Here is a 21,080-nt window from a genome sequence, read left to right on the forward strand (position 1 = left end):
TCAACTTTTCTGATTTTGTTATTGGGCGGATAACCAGCGAGGATCGCCAATTCCGGCAGCAATGGTATTTGAGTTACCTACAGTAAAGTCTCCGTTGGCAGGGTCTGCGCACATCGGATCCTCATCAAGCGTCGTTCCGCTCTTATCATAAGAGCCATAATTCTCAACAGCGCCTTCCCTCCAATAAGTGTTATTATCAAAAGTGATAGAAGATGAAGAATACACGCGGTTGCCCGGTAGAATGTATCGTGCTGTTTGATCACGTAATTGATCCAGGAACAAGCAATTTTCAACAGTCGTAAAAACCCATCCGTAGGTATATCGGTTCGAGTTATGTAATTTATCGAAACCATAGAACGTGCAATTTGAATAACTGAAGCTGGCCGTTGCCCATCCGAACGATTCAGCCTTTTGGCTGGTGCTAAATTGCATACACAAATCTGTACCAGTATTATTTTTATAGACTGTACTATTTTCGATTTTCAGGTCTTTCAGATAACCGCTTGTTGAAGAGCTACGCAGAAAACGACCATTATCCGTCATTTCTACAACGCAATCTTTAATCAGTAAAGTTTGAACAGCGTAAGTCAGACCATTGTCCCAAAACAACGGAGCAGGCAACTCATTGAATCTACATGACTGGAAAACAATTGGATTAGTCACCATCAACGCATTATTCACCAACTCTGCACCATCGGGAATATCATTAAAACCATAAAACATCCCATCGGTTGGGAGATTCGCACATTCGAAATTGATGAACTTAAATTTAGTGCCACCGCCTTCTGCTTTAAAACCTGCATTCATTGTAACCGTAGGCCGATCAATTTTATCGCCGCGCAGGGTCAAGAAAGCTGTGCCTAAGTCTATCTCACCCGAGACGGTATACATACCTCCGGCTTCCAATTCATAGCCAAGTTCTTCACCAGCATCAACAATCGGGTTTTCTGAAAAATATTCTGTTAAATCCGTACCGCCAGGAATAACGGTAGCTTCTAAAAGCGTAGAAAAGTTAGCTTCAGTCGAAGAAGTTGCTTCGGCGTTGTCGTACTTTTCATTACCCAATGTCTTTAATACGACCAAATATTTCGTATCCTCAGACAAATCACGAGTCGCAGTGCAACCATCAATGATTTCTCCCTCAACGCCCACGACAACGGGGTTCTCAGCATCATCGACAATATACAAAGAGAACTGGTATCCTCCTGCTCCGTATACAACAGGCCACTCAATATCCACGGTCTCACCGTCCGCGCTCGGATTGAATTGAATCGTTTCAGCCGCCGGAGATTCCAGCGTAACGCCTGTTACCCCCGAAGTAAACGTCCAATCGTCATCATATCCCTTAACACAAGAGTTAAGAGACAACAACACAGCTACCAGGTATAAAATACCCATTTTCATTGTCGCGAAGCGGGAACTTCCCGACCAATGAGAAAAAATTAATTTTAAGCTTTTCCTTTTTTCAAAGAAAGGAGACCTAAAACTGTTGTCATTCATAAGTTTCGGTTTTATTAAGTTACTAATTGTTCCCCGTTCAAAGGAGTCGTTTCATTAGGATGTAAACGTTATCATGATGATAATTTACCCGTCAAATGTAATCGTTTACATTTACATACACAACTAATATTAATACTTTTAGATGAAAAAAATCATTGAAATAATGTAATCGTTTTAAATACAAGTGGTTTCATTGATTCCGGGCCTAAAAATCCCGAAATATGCCAATCAATAAACTATTCATTACCAAATTGTTCTACTCTGGATAGTGAACAAAAACTCTGTCGTGTTTACAACAAATTCGTCGTAACGACAATTACTCAAAATTTAGTGGATATTAAAGGGAATGTAGAGTCCAACCATGACGACAATAAACGCCATCCACGGGCATGAAACTGCAAGTACAAGTGTTGTAATTTTTCCGTAATCCAGCTTATTCTCAGTTTTATCCGATTTACGGCAATCAATAAAAAACGCTCAGAACAGATTGAAAAAAACAAAAAATGAAATGAAATCAAGTAAAAGTGCAGTCAGAAATCAAAGTCCTCTTTGGGAAATACCCACAGATAGAACACTCGGGTTGCAAGACTGATAATCTTTTCATCGGACAAAATGAAATTGGCTGCTTTTCGCATGGTTCGCTTCCATAAACGCCGAATAAAAAGCAACCGACTTTGGTGGAGTAATCAAACCATGAATAGCTTTAAAGACATCGAATAAATTCAAGCACTAGCTGCTGTTTATCACCAAGGCAAAAGCAACAGCTATTGCTGCCCCGGGTAGCGCCAATTGCCGACCAATGTAAACGATTTCTCACATCGGCATCGCAACGTTTTTTCTTGAGGTATCCATGGTAACCATGGCACTCATCAAAATCAAAACAAAATCGAAAGTACTCCCCAATGATACATTCTGTGCGGTTCCGTTGAAATTACTGCACTTTCAGGAAATTGAACCACATGGGCCCTTCTTCTTTTAGCTTGATGCTGAGTTTATAAATTCCGGCATTGATGATCGACCCGGTATCTGTTCGCAAGCTGCGCCAGCGATCACCCGACGGATCAAATTCAAGATCAGCCGAACTCATCGGTCGCCCGTCCAAACTTTCAATGCTCAGTTCGGCATGAATCGTGCGGTCAGAAGGATTGGAATAGCGAATTTCCAGCCCGTATTTCGAAGCCAGTCCAACCTGAAAGGTCCACACAATAGCATCACTGTCTCCTTCCACAATTCGGGCAGGTTTGTTCCATTTTTCTTCGGCCTGCCCATTTCCCACATTTTCCGCCTCAGCCGCCTGGTAAGTTACCGAAGGACGTAAATCGCGCGCTGCATCCAATGTTGAGACCGGAACCGCCGCAACCAGAGCCAGCGTATTCTGGCTTTCGAAAGCTGGCAGTTCAACCAACTCACCGGCTTTCACCCGTTTCAGGTAAAGCGGATAATCAAGTCCGTGGAAGGTTCTTTCTTCGTCCCAAAACTCACCGGTTTCGCTATCTCGAACCCGAATTTCTTTTGTGTACTTATCCAACTGAATTTCCAGTTTATTAGCCTTCGTAAATCCTCGTGGTATTTGTGTTGAATCTTTCAGAGCAATATAAATATCGGCTTCCATTGCTGTTTTAAACCGAAGGGATCTCGAATCCGAAATAGCTTTCGGCTGCAGCCATTCAGCTCCGAAAAGCACCGATGCCAGCTCGGAGAATTGAGCAGAACCTGCAGCATCTACTTGATCACCGGTATTTAACCAGCTCTTAGCCGTCCACCCGGTTGCGTTTTCGCCAAGTTGAAGCAGCTTCCCGGAAGCCGGAGCAGCCTTCACATTTTTGTCAACTGTTGAAATCGCAATAGCAGAAATTACCGCTTGCCCCGACTTTACATCCGGGAAAGAAAGATCCAGTTTTCCACCACGAACGGTAACTGGAACGGTCTTTTTCAGCAAACGATCGTGTCCAGCTTCTTTCCAAATATCCAAATCTTTCAGAACTGTTTCGCCATTTACTGCAACATCAAACACGCGCCAATCCTCGCAAACCAGACTTCCGCCGGTTCCATACCAGGGCTCAACGAAATACAATTCAAGCTGATAATCGCCATCAGGCAACGGGAAGTGGTAGCGAAGTTTGTCTTGCCCGTAGCGGAAAGTCTGAATCAGCGGCCAGTCCAAGGTGCCTTCAATCGGATCGCAGGTTTGGCGCTGACTGCCATAAAAGGCCGGCAATCCCGGATAGTCGTCCGTCCACGAGCGGGATCCCCAGCTTTCGCCGCCATCCCAACGCACATCGGCCATCCATAAATTGCCATTCTGATCGGTATAATCGGCCCCACCGCAATTCACGCGATAGAGGTAATTTTCATTTTTATCCTGATTTAAAGGTTGAACGTCACCGGCAAGCTTTTCAATTCCATTCGGTTTGGGCAAGTGATGCAAAACGATCACATCATGGGCCACTTCCTGACCATTTTCGTACCCAACGGCATACAGCACGTTATTTTCGATATCCACATCATTCCAAACAAAGTGCTCTCCTCGGCCGGGATTCTTCTGCCGCCCCAACGATGTTTCTTTCACACCGTTGAACAGTTCTATCTCTTCGCAATTCGAAAATACCCGGATTCCGTCTTTTTTGCCAGGCATCAGCCAGCGATCGGGCCAGGTATGCGAAACGATGTAAACCATGGGCTGTTTTTCGGCCGACACATAATTGGCCCGGTACAGATAATACGCATCAAGCGGTTCTCCCCAGGCCGAAATTATTCCTTTATAGTTGACCGGACCAACACGATCCAGTTCGCGCAATCCTTCACCACCTTGAGTCCGTCCCGGATTCTCATGCGAATTCAGCAGCCAGTGAAACTGACCGCAAACCCGGTCGCCGGCCTTTTCGGCCAAGCGAATTTTTGATTCCATGAGCAAACAAAAGCGATCTTCACTCCAGGCTCCGTCTTGCTCAAACTCACCTTCAGTGTGCAGATCGATACTCCGCCACGCGCCATATTCGCCATTCAGCAGCTGTTTCGTAAGCTCCTGATCATACTCAAACGGCTTTCCGCCATAGGTTCCCGACCAGTTCTGAATCACATTCCAATCAGTTCCGCTACCGCCATTGCAGGTCGTGATCAGCCGCTGCGAACTGGCTGTGGGATCCAGCTTTCGAATCAAGTCTGAACATTCTTTGGCAAAATCTTCAGGAAGCGTGCTTTCGTTCTCCAATCCCCAAAGAATGATGGAAGGACTGTTGCGTCGCTCTCGCATCCAATCCGTCAGCAACTGCTTGAAATTAGCGCGAAAAACGGGATTATCGAACCAAATATGCGCCGCCATCTGAGGCCACCAAAGCAAACCATTTTCGTCCCAGTATTCCTGGTAACGAAGGTTGTGCGGTTGATGTGCATCGCGGAAAGCGTTGTAGCCTGCCACCATGATCTGCTCAGCCCGTGCTTTGATCTGTAGATCGGTAAAGGCGTGGCTACGGCCCATCAGATGCTCGTACTCGGCAGTTCCGTTAATCAGCACCGGTTTTCCATTCAAATAGAAGCGATTGCTGGCGCCGTCATGATGAATGTCCCAGTTTATCCATCGGATTCCGTAGGGTGTATGCAGTTGGTCGAGTAGTTTTTTCCCTTCGTAAACCGATGTTTCAACCGAGTACAAGTACGGATTTTCGAGCGACCAAAGCGTTGGATTTTGAATATCGGGCATTTGCTGCGCGACAGTATCTGTTGCTTTTGGCTGAACGGCAACTTCCGTTTGAATCTCGGCAACAACTACTCCTTCGGCCGACAACAGACGATTGACCACTTTTAGTTTCTTCACTTTGCTGCCATAATTCCGGACTTCAGTCGTTAAATTCAAGCTTGCCTTTTCGGCACTAATATTTTTATCGTTCCAGATGTGAAGGCCAAACGGCTCAACCCGAACATTGTTGGTGACAATAAGGTGCACCGGACGAAAGACGCCAAGTGGCTGACTCCCTTCCGAAAAGCCCCACTCCGAGCTACATCCGCCGCACACCCAGGGCAAATCGCGAATTTCGGCCGGGTGATCGGCACGAACAGCCAACAGGTTATCACCGTCTTTGATGGCTGAAGTCACATTCAGCGTAAAGGACGTGCGCCCTCCCGCCTGGTAGCCAATGGAGTCGCCATTGAGCCAAACAGTCGCGTAAGAGCCGACACCTTCAAACCAAAGGAAATATTGGCTATTTTTTTCAATCTTATCAATTGAAAACTCCTTGCGGTAGAAGGCCGAACCATGTAAATTACCGTGCACCATTCGGCGATAGCCGCCGTAATCGTCCCAGTTATGCGGAATATCGACCTCTTTCCAACCGTTGGTTTTATAATCAGGAGTACTGAAGTCTGCTGAATTCTCATCGCTCAGTAAATGTGTTTGCCAATCGTTATCTAGCAGAATCTGCTTCCGAACTGAACTTTGCTTATCCAAAGGCTGTGCCTGTGTGACAGAAACTGCCCCCAGCAAAATTGCGCACAGGACAATTGCCTTCGATTTTATTGTTTTGCTTATGCTAGTCATGACTTATTGCTTCAATTTAAACGAGTAAAATTTGCCGGCTTCTGTTGGGATATCGTACAGGTAGGTCTTTGCCAGTTTCAGTTTCTTCAACTTCGCTTTCTTCGAAATCAGCGGTTCTTTCACCGGATTGACCGGATAATATTGATTCGGATTGTCTCCTTTTGCTGCGGTTAGCGTTGCACCGTCAACATCGATCAATTGATTGCGAGATCGCAGGCGAAGGTTACCGCCCGCCTTCGATTCAATGGTTACTTCTGCAATTTTGCCATTTTCCCAGCGAATATCGACTACAAAACCACCACGGGCAACCAGACCGGTCACCTCACCCTTTTGCCATTTGGCGGGCAAAGCAGGCAGAAGATCGATGCAGCCATCGTAGCTTTGCAGTAACATCTCCCCGATTCCGGCAGTACATCCGAAGTTTCCATCGATTTGGAAAGGCGGATGTGCGTCGAACAAGTTCGGGTAGGTTCCTCCAGTCTCTTTACCTTTTTCGTTGCGCACCGACGGCGACAACTGATCGCCAATCAACTTCAGTGCATGATCGCCATCGAGGAAGCGAGCCCAAAGATTCACTTTCCAGCCCATTGACCAACCGGTGGATACGTCGCCACGATAGATGAGTGAGTTTTTAGCTGCCTGAAACAACTCCGGCGTGCGGTAAGCCGAAACCTGGTTGCTTGGGAAAACGCCGTATAAATGCGAAACATGGCGATGCGTATCGTCGACGCGGTCCCAATCGTTGATCCACTCCTGCAATTGGCTGTGCTGCCCGATTTGCATTGGCGGCAGGCGATCTTTCGCCGCAGCCAGTGAATCGGCAAAAGCAGCATCGACATTTAGTATTTGGGCTGTGCGAATGACATTCGAAAACAGATCGAAAGCCAGTTGATTATCCATGGTGTTGCCTACGCCAACATTGATTTGGGGCAAGTAAGAATTTTCGGGCGACACCGAAGGACCAACCACCAGCCAGCCGTGCGTGGGTTCCTCAATCAAAATATCCAACAGGAACTCAGCAGCACCTTTCATGGCCGGATAGGCTTCCTGCAGGAAAGCCTCGTCGCCAGTATACAGATAGTGTTCCCAGAGGTGCTGGCTAACCCAAGCTTCGCCGGTTGGCCACAAGCCCGAGCGCGCCCAGTCAACCGGGCCGGTAATGCGCCAAATGTCGGTGTTGTGATGAAGCACCCACCCACGCGCATTGTAAAGTATTTTAGCTGTTTCACGGCCACTTTGCGAAAGCTCTTTCACCATTTTCAGGAAAGGTTCGTGCAGTTCCGAAAGGTTAGTCATCTCGGCGGGCCAGTAATTCATTTCAGCATTAATATTCGTGGTGTACTTACTGTCCCAGGGCGGATCAACGCGGTCGTTCCATTTACCCTGCAGGTTCATGGGCTGACTTCCCGGTTGCGAGCCGGAGATCATCAGGTAGCGGCCAAACTGGAAGTAAAGGCTTACCAACTGCGGATCGTCGCCGTTCTTGAAATCAACCACACGCTGATCGGTCGTTTTTGCAGATGCACCGCTGTCGCCCAAATCGAGGCTCACCCGATCGAAATAATTGCGGTAAATGGCTTCGTGCCTGGCTTTGGCAGTTTTATAATCGCCGACCATCGCTGCTTTTAAAATTGAATCTGCCTTCGCAAAACCGTCGCCGCTAATATCGTGGTAGTTCTTAAAGTTCGAAGCGATGGAAACATAGACCGTTGCCGCATCAGCATTTTTAATCACCAACTCTTTGCCGTCCAGTTCGAGCGCGCCACCTTCAAGCTGAGCTTTGACCAAAGCATTGAAACGAACCTGTCCCAGCTCGCCCTCGTGATCGTCGGTAATTCCGGAAAGGTTGATGGTTGAATCCGCCTCCATCGTGATTTTACTGCGCAGCTCGCAATCGAGCCCGAGCCGACAAGTGATTTTCCCTTTTTCGCTCGCCGTAAATCGCACCATAATGGTTCCGTTGTCCAACGAAGCCAAATACTCGCGGGTATATTCAACGCCGTCCAGTTTATATTTAACGGTTGTAATGGCCTGCTCAATATCCAGTTCGCGGTAATAATCCGTTACCTGTTCGTGCCCGATGAAGGTCACCCAAAGGTTGCCGGCTGGCTGGTATTTCATCCCATTGTTGCGGGCACGTTTTTCGGCGTTGGCCAAATCATCTGCTTCCTGATATTTTCCCTCGAAAAACAGGCGATTAATCTCGGGGAGAATCTTCGTCATCTCCGGATTGGTATTGTTGTTGGGGCCACCCGACCAAATGGTTTCCTCATTCAGCTGAATCTGTTCCGCGCCGGTTGTTCCGTAAATCATCGCGGCCAGACGCCCGTTACCGATGGGCAATGCTTCTGTCCATTTTTCGGCCGGTTTATCGTACCAAAGTTTCAGTTTGCCGCTCTGCGCCTTCAAACTTATTCCGCCCAACACGAGCAGCAAACACCACAAAATTCTTTTCATATCGTTAGTTCTCTGAAATTCTGAAAGCAGAAAGAACAATTGAGTTCCACTACTTTCTGATGTACATCACCTTTCTTATTTTTTGTTCCTCATTCCTTATTTCTTATTCTCCAATTCAAAATATCGAATAAGAAATAAGGAATATCGAAGGACTAAAAATGAAATCAAGTGCATTATTTGGGTTCCTAATACCTTTACAATTCAACTTCGATTCTCCTAATAAAACAGCCAATCCACCGCCGGGCCATTGGGATCGTCGACCATGCCTGCATCGTGAATTTCGATCTCCTGATCAGCATTCATAAAGCCCAAGATCAAGACTCGGCCCTTGCCCAACACCAGCTCCTGTTCACCCGCGTCAAAACGGTAGGTATACACATTTACCGGGTACAAGCCCGGCAGGTCGACGGCATTGGCTATTTTGATATCCGCTTGTCCGCGATCGTTGGCGTTCGCGTTGGTTTCCAATGTTGGAGGCTCCAAAATGGTATAACTGTTTGTATTGAAATAGCCCACGACAACTTTTACCGGCTCATCGGATATAAACTTCAAACCTGTTCCTTCAGCCCGTTGTTCGTTATCTGAAAACTGCACGCCTGACAAGTCTCTTAGCTCATCAGCCACTGCAAGGATCTTCGCTTTATTGTCCGAATAAACCGGAACGCCTTCTTTCAGCGGATAGCGTTTCGCTCCTTTGTTGAGCACCTGCACCTCAACCGATTTCAAAGACGGGTGTTCCTTTTTCACCTGTCCGCCATTGTCCTTCAACATTTGCAGGTTACGCTTGAAATTGTCCAACTCGGTTTGATAGTGCGGCTGTAACTCTGCCCAGGTTTTATTCGTTCCGTTGATTCCAGAGATCGGGATCCGGCGTTGAGCCGTTTGCATGCTGTTCGCGTACAAATAGGTATCCCTGGTCAGATCAACCAGTTTCTGATAATGAGCCAAACTCTTCTCCAAATGCGGCAAAGCAGCCTCCAGATCCTCAATCCTGTTCGAGTATTTGTAGTTGAGTACCAGCATCGCCGCCTTCACCTTTTCAGCAAAACAATCTGCAAAAGCCTGGTAGCAATGCATATCGTTTTGAAGTCTTGCAAACTCCTCTTTATTTTCGGTTATTTGGTTCGAAACAGCATCAATAGCTTCGACCGCTTTGCGTCCGTGCTCTTCCACCTCAGCGGCAATTTGCGGAGGCGTTTCACCCGTATGGGCTTCTCCTTTAAATTCTTTTTCAGCATATACCTGCAATACCTCTTTCAACGGGCCGCTGGATGACCAGAAATTGGCGTAAACATTATATTTCTGCGGATTGACCAGCTGCCCCATAAACATGCCCAAAAGCAAGCTTTGGCGGTTCCCATCCGAAATACCGAACGAACGCAGCAGTTTGGGCGCTATTTCTCCGGATTCTTCGTAGGCTTTCAATATATTTTCACCAGCCGTTTTACTGCCGTAGAATTTATTCAACTGACCGGACCAGTAATTCACTTCATCCAGACTATCGCGTTGGGCTTTCCAGGCATAACGCCCCCAGGCAGCATACCAGATCCAATCGCGATCCATCTCCAACAAACGAGGCCCGGTTTTATCAGCCGTGTAAGGCCAGTCCCAGTACGAAGCCTGTGGATACACGTGCACACCATTTGCTCCCTGATCGCGGTGCATTGCCTGCACGCTCTTCTCAATAAAATCGGGTGAACCGTAGCGGAAAGGCTCCAGGTTGGCCATAATGTGCACGTTGGAAATATGAACCGATCCCAGTTTGCTTAGTTCGGTTGGAATAGACGACCATGAATCGCGCGGATTGTAAGTGGTGAGCGACTCTCCGTTGTATTTAAACATGGTGTAAAGGTTCTTGTAAATCGGCAAAGAAGCGCCCATTACACGGCTGGCATCGGTGTCGTGACCACGCAGCACGATTGGCGGCTCCTGATCGGATCCGATTGCCTTCAAACCATCCTGCACTCCTGGAATGATCGTTTTAGTGAACCAGTCGACATCATCGTCGATGGTATTCATGGCCTCGCCCAAGGTCACCAGTAATCCCACATTGGGGTAATTCTCGATAAAAGCAGCAATGCTCTTCCGGGTATAATCCGAAATGAGCGGCGTAATTCCGCGGCTGCGATCCTGCGTTTTCAGGTGATTGTGCTCAGCAAAGGGCTTCGACAGGATAATATTGTAGAACATTTGAATGACCCAGATTCCGCGTTTGTCGGCCTCTTTAGTCAGGAATGCGAACATTTCCTTGTTCTTTTCAAAAGTCGCATCATCAACTTCTACGGCATAGGGGTAATCTTTCAATTTCACTAAGGAGGCAAAAGGATGGCCATTCCACAGGTAAAGCGAGTTATAACGGTTTTCAACCAAGGTATCGAGGTACTTAATCCAAAGCTCTTTATCGTAAAACCAGGGGAAATTCTCGGGCGTGTAAGGGTACTCGTAAACTCCCCTTCCCGGTAAATAGCTTGTTTTCTGCAGACCAATGCAGGTACCGCGCATGACCATTTCCGGCTGGTCTGTCAGGCTGATATTTTCCGGCAACTTCCCTTTTTCTTTCAGTTGATCAACCAGGTAAAGGCAGCCATACAGGATTCCCGAAGTACCGGTCGCAGAAAGCTGAATGTCTTGACCTTTACTTTCAAGCGCATAGCCCTCTTCCGACAAAGTAGCAGAACTTCCCTTTGCGGCTGTGGAATCCATGGCAACTTGTTGCAAAATGATTTTCGCACCCGCAGCAGAATCAGCCGATGAAACGACTTCAACCTGATAGCCACTTTCCGTCAATTGGGAGGCAAGCCGTTCAACGGCATATTCTTCGCGCGAACTGTGCTGTTCGGATACAATTGCGACCTTTCCTTTTCCGGCACACGACCAGAAGAGGATCGAAATCAGAAGAATGTAAAAGATGTTTTTTCCTAGTTCAAAATTCATTGTTCTGGTTGCTATTTGTTTCCGGTAAATCGTTAATCGTTAATCTTCAATCGTTATTCGTTAATCGTTATTCGTTAATCAATATAAGGCCGATTTCGTCCGACAGAATTTCCAATACTTTGTCGGTAGCTTTCCCGCGAACGATTTTTCTCCTTGATTCTCCTTCCACGGGACGTTGCCCCGGGCTGACTGCAATCAACCCTTCAGGCTGTTTCATTTATAATTCGGTAGCTTCATGCTATTCCTGGTCGTTTGAAGCTTGAAACCAACAACTTATAACTTCTGCTTAATGAAAAACATCGCGTTCTTTAAATCCTTCCGGATGAATCCGTATTTTTTCCGGCTCCGTCTCGGGAATAATATCTTTGTAAGCATCTTCAATTCCGGCTTTCGCTTTAATTTTCAAGGCATCCTCTGAGAATTCTTCATCGCGAAACGAATAGGTTTCCTCAATTGTATTGTTGGTTCCGTTATTCACCAAAAGATTATTGACCACATAATTTTTGCGGGCAACAATATCATGACAGCGCTTATTCCAAATGTGCAACCACATCCATTTATAGCTATTGTTATCGATGACGTTTCCGGTTATGGTCATGTAGGCAGAACCTTCGTCGGGATAGATACATCGCGGCCCGTTGTACAGGTAATTCCCTTCGACCACCGTGCCCGGCTGCTCACCCAGCAAGTAGATGATGCCTCCATCGTCGAGCACTTTGTGGGTATTACCGGCTTTGTTGAAGCTGATGGTATTGTTTTTAGGTACAGTTGAAGGCGGTATTCCTGCATTGCCCCACCACCAACCACAGACTATAGCTCCGTAGGGTGTACCGTCAATATCGTTGTGGACGATCTCCGTATTCGCGACAAAAAACGAGGTAATTCCTTCAACCTGACGAAAGTCGACACTCACATTACGCAAGTAGTTATTGGCAATACGGTTGTTTTCGCAAACGCCTTCAATACCTTTTCCGTAAATAGCACCATCGCCGATGATATAATGTTGCGGATGTCCGACATTCACAGCGTTTCCAAGCAGGTCGTTGAAATAATTTCCTTCGACGGTACTGCTCTTCACATCGTTCACCAGGTTAATGGCAATACCGGAACTAATGTGCTCAAACCGGTTTCTGATAAAACTGATGTTCTCTGCATTTTCAACCTGAATAGCACCACGCGGCACATCGGTGCTGTTGTACTTGGTTTCGTGCCAGTTTCCACCCGGAATATACTTTACGGCCAAACCAAGACTCTGAATTCCGGCAAATCCGTGAGAGCCGGCAACCTCCATCAACGACCAATCGTCATAAGAAAAAGTAATCCCCTCGAATCGGATGTCCTGTACGCGCTCATCATTGGATTCCCCTTTGATATGAATCAGTCCATCAGAACCGGGAGCGATCACTTCGGCCGTTGCCATATCTTCTCCATCATTGTAATAGTAAAGTGTTTTTGTTTTTCGGTTGAAGTAAAACTCGCCCGGAGAATCCAGCAACTCGTAAGCATTTCGGATAACGAAACTCTTCGTGTAGTTTATCTTTCCGGCCCAAGCCATCGTTGTGGCAATTGCGCCGTAGAGTTGTTGCAATTTAATGATTGTTGAGTCCCCGATTTGTTCCATGTCTCTTGCACAGAGAATCTTTTCAGTCCAAATGTTAAATTGAACCATTTCGACATCTTCCGGATTTTGATACGGCTGAATATCTTTCGACGAAAACTTAATTCCGTCGATTGCTGTGCCCGCACCAAAAGCCCAGGGTTCGTCACCTTTTATTTCAAACTTGCCCCAATCGCCCAGTCCGTTCACCGGCACATCGGTCCCGGCCATACGCATCCGCTTGCCGTTTACAAACAAAGTCCGAAGCTTATCCTCGCGATCCAGGCGTGCCTTGTAAAGATACTTACCAACCTGCTGCCAAACTGTTACCTGTTGGCCACCGCTTACAATTACTTTTGCTCCTTTATCTGCCCGAATTGTTGTGTACGAATCGGCGGGCTCCAGCAGCAATGGCTCACTCAGCAAATACGTTCCCGCTTTCAAAATAACTTCAACTGCAGCGTCATTTCGACCATGTAATTCCCGAGCCTTAAGCATAGCCGCAGGAAGTGATTTCATCGGGCTTTGTTCAGAACCTGAATTGTTATCAGAACCTGCGGGCGACACCCAAACATTCGCTCCAAACGCCGAAATACCGACCATTAGCAACATTGCCAGAACGACACTCTTTCTCTTGTTCATTTGTTTCATTATTCGTTGTATTTGCTTATTGATCTGAATTGAAGTTGAACAGCAAAGTCATTTGCTGACTTCGAATTTTCCAATTGTCAAATGGTCCATAATCAAAGAACTTATTTTTTTGTCCGGATGGCCCCATATTCCAGGGATCATTACATTTTGTTCCGATCGGTGGAATGGCTTGCATAAAAGAAATATCTCCCTTCGGGAAAACCGGTGAAACACGCTTGTCATATTGTTCCGAGTCAGCCGGGGTATACAAACGAAGGAAAACATCGTCGGTTGAAGTGGCAACCGTAAACGATTGTTCTTTGGATTGAATACGAGCCCAGTAAAGGTTGGCATGGTAACCTTTAAACTCCGGATAAACCAGAGGACTAACTCCGGTAATTGTGTTGTTGTAATCTTTTTGATAAACGCCGAACTCCGCGCCCTGCAAACGGTTTTTCCAAACCCGGTAAGGGCCATTGCCCATCCATTCAACTCCAGTAACCAACGCTTCCGGGTACGAGAAGTTCACGCCCATATAGTCGAAATCCTTATCGTATTCAGGTGGAAAGTAGTACAGGTGAAGCTTTGCCCAACCATTCGGGTAAAAAGTCCAGATAAATTCCTTCATGCGTGAAGAGTCCGCATTTTCGGTTTGAAAATGACAGGTAATTGCAATGCTATCCTTTCCAAATATTTTGGATTCCAGTCCTTTGAAAGCCGTGACACCGGCACTGATATCAGGCCCATTGGTAAATGGAATAACGCCTTTTTCATTTTCAACATGTTGCAGGAATCCATTTTCCTTGCCAATAGTAAATTGGACATCGCCGGCCCGTATCAAAAGTTTGTCACCTGCATCTGTCAGTTCCAGTTTTCCGGTCTTCGGAGACTGGTGCATTAGTCGATTAGCCATAGAAGAAGCCGTCAAAAGCGGGTAATTCCAGGTGTATAATTCTTTGCCAAAACGATCGGTCGCGGTAATTTCCATCACATCAAAATCAGCCCAGTTGGCAGGCACCGGAATTTCCAGCTGACCTTTCTCTCCCGGAGCCAAATCCGGAGCAGGAATTGTTCCTACTTCAACCGTTTGGATCACCATTTGATTTGGCAGATGTAGCTTCTGAAGTTTGAAGCTGAACTGGCATTCTTGAAGATTGGTGTAGATGTATCTATTCTCAACTCCCAATTTCTGATCCCATCCGGAAGTAATCTCGCGTTCCTCCAATTTCACCGGCGACCAAATTTCTTTGATCGCATTATAGCTGGCTTCTTTTTCCAACTTTGGACCCACAATACCGTCTGCACCGTGGTTTCCATCGGTGTCATAAACCTCGCCATCTTTGTCGGTACGCAAAATGCCCTGATCGAACAGATCCCAAAGGAAACCACCGGCTGCCTTGGGTTTATTCCAAATGTATTCCCAATAATCGTATAAACCGGCACCGTGCCCACCATCATACATACCATGTAAAAATTCGGTAGGCATTGTTATCAGACGGCTGTTCCAAAACGTTCCGGCACCGTAGTTGTACGGGCGATAATGTTGAGTGGCGATTCCGTTGTGCTCCATCCACGGATAAATGACAACGCGTTTCTGAATATCGTATTCATTAAAATAGGCATCGAAATTGGGGTTGTGACCACCTTCATTCCCATTGTCCCACATCACAATGGATGGGTGATTCACATCACGCGTCACCATTTCTCTCACAAGCTTGGGGCCAACAACATTGTCGTAGGTGGCGTGCCAACCGGTTAGCTCATCGAGCACAAACAGGCCCAGCGAATCGCAAACATCCAGAAAGTGCGAATCCGGCGGATAATGCGACATACGAACGGCATTCATGTTCATCGACTTGATCAGCTCAACATCTTCAATACTCAGCGCTTTACTGGATGCACGGCCGTATTCGGCGCGAAAGGTATGGCGGTTGACACCCTTGAATTTTACCTTGACACCATTCACATAAATGCCATCCCGCTGACGAACCTCGATGGTCCTGAAGCCAAAGCGCTTGGTCAGAATATGAACCGGCTGCCCATTCGAAAACAATTCAAATTTCACCTGATACAGGTTTGGATCTTCCGGGTTCCAGCTTTTAATATTTTCTAGTTTGGATTGAAGCGTGACTTTTGCTGCGCCTTTTTCGCCAGGTACCGAAAAAGACTTTCCAACCTCCTCGTTGTCCAATGTCAATACTTGTGCTCGCAGCTCACCGCTTTTCACATTGCCTGCCAGAAAAACATCGGCAGTAAATGTACCGTCACCCTTGGCGTCAATTGCCACCCGTTGAATGTTATTCACCGGTTTAGCTTCCAAAAAGACGGGGCGGAAAATCCCGCCGAAAATCCAGTAGTCGCCGTGGCGCTCTGCTTTGTTAACCGACTCGTTGGCCGATTGCTTGGATACCCTTACTTCGAGCAGGTTTTGCTGCCCGTACTTCAACAATTTACTGATGTTATAACGAAATTCGTAAAATGCTCCCTGGTGAATTGCGCCGGCAGATTTACCGTTAATTTTAACTTCGGTATCAGTCATTGATCCCCGAAAAACAATGTCGACCTGGTTTTTACTCCAGTCGGACGGCACTGAAAACTCGTATTTATACAAGCCTTGCTCTTTGCCTCGAACCGAATCTTTGGCATGGCCATAGTCATACTTGCCAAATCCCTGTTGTTCCCAGCACGAAGGAACTTCAATTTTAGTCCATTTTCCCGAGTTGCGGCCAGCGGTGCAGTAAAACTCCCATTCAACAGGATGATCAACTCCGGTTCCGGAGAGGTACTTTACCTGCGTCGTTTGTGAAAAACCGGGAAAATAAATGTAAACGTTTACAATTAGTAGGAAAGCTATTTTTGCGATTAATTTCATAAGTTAAACAAAAGCCTTGTGATTTATTATTTGACTGGAATGCGCTAATTTAATGATTTATTTGACAATAGACAACTCTAAATAAAAAAAGACAACAGCTTATAGCGCTGTTGTCTTTTTTCCAATAAGTTTTACAAACTATTGTAAACGTTATCAGACCTATTATTGAAGTATTCTTCAGGAAAGTTTAAAAATCCATCCTGGTATGAAGATCATTGACTTCTCTAGAAAATGCTATTGAAACATCGCCTCCAGCTTCTTGAAATCCGTCAACGCATTCACGGGCAGCTTTTCGCCGTTGTCGCCAAACACTTTCAGGTCATTATCTTTTTCAACCGTTATCGTTGATTCATCCAGATTGCCAGCTTTATCGAAGACTTTTGATTCGTCGAGCTTGAGGTATTTCGCCATGAAGTGATACATAGCAATTCGTTTTGAAGGGCCGTAATCGTGTTTTTCATTGGGAAGATGAACATTTTCAACCACTGCATCGGACCCGTAAAAACTGTAGATCCGCTTCAAAAACGGGAATTCGAGTTCGGGAACATTCGCTGTCCAATCGCCACCATCTGAGACAATCAGCTGTGGTTTTGGCGCAAACAAACCGGCAATTTCCACATTGTTGGTTCCGCCGCTGCACAGGTGAATGGGGTTCCCGCTTTCGCATGGGCAGCCGCCATAATGAATGGCTGACATCATCACAACCGGTACGCTCACATTAATCCGGTCGTCGATGGCCGAAATCAGCATGGTATGGCTTCCACCGCCCGAACCTCCGGTAATTCCCACCCGATCCGAATCGACATAATCAAAGCTCAAAAGATAGTCGAGCAAGCGAATGCTGTTCAAAGCCTGTATCGTATTTGCCAATGCTTTGCGATGATATTTCATATCGAATTGCAGCCCGGACTCGCCCCAGCCAAACAGATCATAGCTAATGCTCATAGCTCCCATTCGGGCTAAACCGGCGCAGCGTTTCTGAACGTCCTGGTTATACCGACCGTCGCCAAAATGGCCATTCGGACACAGAACAACCGGAATCTTTCCTTTGATTTTCGCCGGGCGATAAATCGAGCCACAAGCGTAAACACCAGGTAAAATCTCCAGTGCGATGTTCTGAATGGTGTAGCCATCCATCTTGCGAATCTTGGTCAAAATTGGCTTTGTTCCGGGTGAAGCGGGCGCTTTATCCAATCTTACGCCTGATGGCAAACAACTTTTTAGTTCTGCCCGCCGCGCTTCCCATTCTTCTTTATTGGAATACAAACCGGACAGGTAATTCAAAAACTCTTTGGCTTCGGCAACTGTTTTCCGGTGATAACGAAACTCTTCAACCTTGTAGGCACCCGATTTTTCATCCAGATTGGCGACCAAATCGAAAGGAGCCAACACATTGCGAAGCGTTTCTTCCAAATCAGGACGCAAACGCCAATCGGCATAATTGAGCACCAATCCGGCAATGTCTTTCTCCGAAAACCTGATCTGAACATCGTACCGTTGCTCAATCTCCTTCAGCACTTCGTTCAGTGGACGCTGGTATTTGTTATCCGAATTCACCAGCTGGGCATTTGCCCCATAGGCAAACAACAACAGGCCGATAGTTATGAGGAGTATCGTGTTTTTCATTGTTATCTCATTTAATTGTCAATTGGTTGTCATTAATTAGTCATTATTTGTTTAGGCTCGAGTTCGTGCAAAAACGAAATACAATCCCTTCTGTCTTTTGACTTTTCAATTTTACCTTTTGACTTACATCTGCTATTCAGGCCACTGCTCGTAAACAATCTTTTTAGTCTTCAATTTCTTCGGATCAACAACCACGTGCTTGATACGCTCGCGACGCCAAGTGTACACAAAATGCACCAAACCATCCGATGTTTGAATGCCTGCCGGATACGAGTACTGGCTGATCTCTGAGTCCTCCAACACCAATGCCGCCTCCCAGTGTTTGCCATCTTTCGAAACAGCAACGTTCAGCGGAGTACGATGTCCTTTGGGCGCATTCACAGGCGTTTTTACATGGTTGTAAACCACCAGTTGGCGACCGTCTTTCAAACTTACGGCATCGATGCCCGAATTATTATTAGGAAGACCCGAAGGTTGCATCAGTCCCCAACTTTTGCCCTGGTCATTCGACCAACTTGAAGCAATGACAGCATTTCGCGTGCGAACCAGCGTTTGCATCCGTCCATCCGGATAAGTCAAGATCGTCGGTTGGATGGCCATGTACATTTTGCCATCGTTGATGTAGTCACCTTTCTCCCAGGTCTTACCTTCGTCTTTGGTAAACTCGAAATACGAACGCCAGCCGCCATCTCCTTCCACACTGCAAGGAGACATCAAGGTGTTGTCGGACAGCAAAATCGGTTTATTTTTGATTGGCCCGTAAATGCCATCAGGCAAGCGTTCCGCTTGCGACCATGTTTTTCCGTTATCAGAAGAGCGCATCATCATACCCCACCATTCCGACGGGCTGGGCCCGATTTTATAAAACAGCAGCAGATCTCCACCGGGCATTTGAAACAATACCGGGTTCCAGCTTGGATAGCGCAGTGTGTCGTTCTGAACACCGTTTGCCAATTCAACGGATTCGGTCCACTTGCCATTGATGTGGCGGCTCACCCAAATACCAACATCCGGATTGCGTTCCTTGGTTCCACCAAACCAGGCGGCAACCAGCCCTTCCGGCGTCTCCGCAATTGTTGCCGAGTGGCACGACGGATACGGCGCTTCGGTGTAGATAAACTCATCCACCAATATTCCTTTGCGCCAATTCGTTTTTTTCGCTTCAGCCTGAAATTGGAATGCCAAAACCAGCAAAAACGTGAAGGTTATAATTCGTTTCATTTGTGTGTTTTTCTTGTTTTCCCCCTCAAAGTTATTTGAAGATTATTTTAACCACAGAGTACACCGAGTTTCACAGAATAGTCAATCGTAAATTGTAGATCGTAAATTTTGCCTCTTGACTTCAAACTTTTGACTTTACAATTTCCCAGTCAGTTTTCCGAGGTCAGCGCGTCGGGCAACTTCTTTACCATCGACCATTAGGTATAAACCTTTGCCTTTGCCGTACTTTTCACCCGTTTTGTCCCAAACAATGGTAACCATTTTGCCATGATAAAGCACCTTGTCCAAACAGAACCAATCCCACTTTCCGGCCGGAACCAGCGGGTTCACTTCGAGCACTTCATCAGCCCGAGGGCGCAAACCAACCAAGCCGGTAATCATCAAATCGTTAAAGGTTGAGTGGTTGTAGTAGCGGCTGCGTTCCTGGTCTCCCTTCAACCAGTAGCCGGTTACTTCATCCAAATATTCGCCAACATAGGGGCGACCGCGGTGATATTGCGACTCGACATACAATTCCATTTGGCGGAAATAGGTACTGTCGGTCACCACATCCTGCTTGTAATCATTCAGCAGATTCGCCAATCCGGTCAAGGTTTGAGCGGTTGCGAATGGCCAGATGGCACCGTCCCACTCACATTTGCAGCAACCGTTGCTGCGAAAATCCGGATGGCGACGCTCAGCTGTTGTCAAGCCAAAGGGAGCTGAAAAACCATTGTTATCGTTGATCTGCTTCCAGGCAACCGACTGTTCAGTTGTTGGAATATTGAAATACCAGGGGATGAAACCAATTTGCTCGCGAACTTTTGCAAAACCTCCTTTTTCCTTCACCGTTTCAAAAAACTGATCCTCCGGATCCCAAAGATTTGCATCAATCAGTTCCTTCAAAGTATCAGCCTTCGCGGCATACAACTTCGACGTTGCCTGATCACCGTCCAGTTCTGCGATCTCAGCCAGAGCCTCGGCGTTACCAAACATGTAACTGTTAATGGTCGGGCGCTCGTTCCGCTCGTGACGGCCACCGCTGATCTGCTCTTCCATGCCGTCTTTCACGTCATTCTGCCAGAAGAGTCCGTTTGCATTGCGACGCTCTTTCTCCCAAAGTTTGTAATCGGCTGTCAAATCCGGGAACATGTCGACCAAATAATCCTTGTCGCTATTCACATAGTATGCCTGCAACAAAGCGTAAGGTGTCCAGCTGCTGAATTTGTGCAGCTTGTTCATCGGTTTTCCTTCATTACCCCGATACCATACATGCGCATATTGCTGAATGTATTCTGGGTTGTGCAACCAGCGGCCTTCCATGATGTGGTGACCAATGGCACAGGCAATCAGGTTGTATTTATCAGCGTACGGGCGATCAACCAAAAACTCGGTGATTCCCCAACCTTTCGGTGTTTCTTTAATGTGTTTGCGGTAAGTCCACCAGCGGTAATAGTAGATTTCTTCAAAGTTATCCTGCGGACATTCGAACAAGGGGATGTTTGCTTTCATCCAATCCCAGGCTTCTGCATTCGGAATCGCAAACGAAAGATTTTCATCCTCCATGCGGTTGAAATAGTCCACAAAATGCTTGAAATCGTCAACTTTCAGAATACTCTTGTCCTTTTGTTTTCCGGTGGCATAAAGGTTTCCCTGGAACAAACCTGCCAGGGAAACTGCCACAACTATGATGTATGAAAAAACTATTCTTTTCAATTTGAAATTCATCC

Annotated in this window: 10 protein-coding genes; all 10 read right to left on the reverse strand. The window is 46.5% G+C overall.

Going from position 1 to position 21,080, the window contains the following annotated elements:
- Positions 1–18: 18 nt before the first annotated feature.
- The 10 genes from BC643_RS03050 to BC643_RS03095 all read right to left on the reverse strand — a co-directional run bounded on the left by BC643_RS03050 (position 19) and on the right by BC643_RS03095 (position 21,078).
- The gene (locus BC643_RS03050) at positions 19–1,500 is read right to left on the reverse strand and encodes a DUF4992 family lipoprotein (protein ID WP_120271701.1); all 1,482 of its coding nucleotides are present in this window, start codon (positions 1,498–1,500) and stop codon (positions 19–21) included.
- A 931-nt stretch (positions 1,501–2,431) separates the two neighbouring features.
- A complete protein-coding gene (locus tag BC643_RS03060; RefSeq protein ID WP_120271702.1) occupies positions 2,432–6,034 on the reverse strand; it encodes a malectin domain-containing carbohydrate-binding protein in 3,603 nt (1,200 codons plus the stop codon).
- Positions 6,035–6,037: 3 nt separating this feature from the next.
- Entirely contained in the window at positions 6,038–8,491 is a 2,454-nt protein-coding gene (locus tag BC643_RS03065; protein WP_120271703.1) for a glycoside hydrolase family 95 protein, read from the reverse strand.
- Between the two features lie 216 nt (positions 8,492–8,707).
- Positions 8,708–11,425, reverse strand: coding sequence for an alpha-d-galacturonidase (locus BC643_RS03070; protein WP_120271704.1), 2,718 nt, complete (start codon positions 11,423–11,425; stop codon positions 8,708–8,710).
- A 67-nt stretch (positions 11,426–11,492) separates the two neighbouring features.
- Entirely contained in the window at positions 11,493–11,642 is a 150-nt protein-coding gene (locus BC643_RS23370; protein ID WP_170154436.1) for a hypothetical protein, read from the reverse strand.
- A 69-nt stretch (positions 11,643–11,711) separates the two neighbouring features.
- The gene (locus BC643_RS03075) at positions 11,712–13,664 is read right to left on the reverse strand and encodes a right-handed parallel beta-helix repeat-containing protein (RefSeq protein WP_147377119.1); all 1,953 of its coding nucleotides are present in this window, start codon (positions 13,662–13,664) and stop codon (positions 11,712–11,714) included.
- 25 nt (positions 13,665–13,689) lie between these two features.
- Complete coding sequence (locus tag BC643_RS03080; protein ID WP_120271706.1) at positions 13,690–16,524, reverse strand: glycoside hydrolase family 2 protein; 2,835 nt, start codon at positions 16,522–16,524, stop codon at positions 13,690–13,692.
- 234 nt (positions 16,525–16,758) lie between these two features.
- Positions 16,759–18,150 (reverse strand): prolyl oligopeptidase family serine peptidase, encoded by a 1,392-nt coding sequence (locus tag BC643_RS03085; RefSeq protein WP_120271707.1) that lies wholly within the window; start codon positions 18,148–18,150, stop codon positions 16,759–16,761.
- Positions 18,151–18,282: 132 nt separating this feature from the next.
- Positions 18,283–19,371, reverse strand: coding sequence for a sialidase family protein (locus BC643_RS03090; RefSeq protein WP_120271708.1), 1,089 nt, complete (start codon positions 19,369–19,371; stop codon positions 18,283–18,285).
- 135 nt (positions 19,372–19,506) lie between these two features.
- The gene (locus BC643_RS03095) at positions 19,507–21,078 is read right to left on the reverse strand and encodes an MGH1-like glycoside hydrolase domain-containing protein (RefSeq protein ID WP_120271709.1); all 1,572 of its coding nucleotides are present in this window, start codon (positions 21,076–21,078) and stop codon (positions 19,507–19,509) included.
- Positions 21,079–21,080 lie beyond the last annotated feature (2 nt).

The organism is Mangrovibacterium diazotrophicum, from assembly GCF_003610535.1.
GTDB lineage: Bacteria > Bacteroidota > Bacteroidia > Bacteroidales > Prolixibacteraceae > Mangrovibacterium > Mangrovibacterium diazotrophicum.

Bases quoted from the DNA above. Each gene is read 5' to 3' on its own strand.
- BC643_RS03050 (WP_120271701.1), bottom strand. From the start codon at position 1,500: ATGAATGACAACAGTTTTAGGTCTCCTTTCTTTGAAAAAAGGAAAAGC.
- BC643_RS03060 (WP_120271702.1), bottom strand. From the start codon at position 6,034: ATGACTAGCATAAGCAAAACAATAAAATCGAAGGCAATTGTCCTGTGC.
- BC643_RS03065 (WP_120271703.1), bottom strand. From the start codon at position 8,491: ATGAAAAGAATTTTGTGGTGTTTGCTGCTCGTGTTGGGCGGAATAAGT.
- BC643_RS03070 (WP_120271704.1), bottom strand. From the start codon at position 11,425: ATGAATTTTGAACTAGGAAAAAACATCTTTTACATTCTTCTGATTTCG.
- BC643_RS23370 (WP_170154436.1), bottom strand. From the start codon at position 11,642: ATGAAACAGCCTGAAGGGTTGATTGCAGTCAGCCCGGGGCAACGTCCC.
- BC643_RS03075 (WP_147377119.1), bottom strand. From the start codon at position 13,664: ATGAACAAGAGAAAGAGTGTCGTTCTGGCAATGTTGCTAATGGTCGGT.
- BC643_RS03080 (WP_120271706.1), bottom strand. From the start codon at position 16,524: ATGAAATTAATCGCAAAAATAGCTTTCCTACTAATTGTAAACGTTTAC.
- BC643_RS03085 (WP_120271707.1), bottom strand. From the start codon at position 18,150: ATGAAAAACACGATACTCCTCATAACTATCGGCCTGTTGTTGTTTGCC.
- BC643_RS03090 (WP_120271708.1), bottom strand. From the start codon at position 19,371: ATGAAACGAATTATAACCTTCACGTTTTTGCTGGTTTTGGCATTCCAA.
- BC643_RS03095 (WP_120271709.1), bottom strand. From the start codon at position 21,078: ATGAATTTCAAATTGAAAAGAATAGTTTTTTCATACATCATAGTTGTG.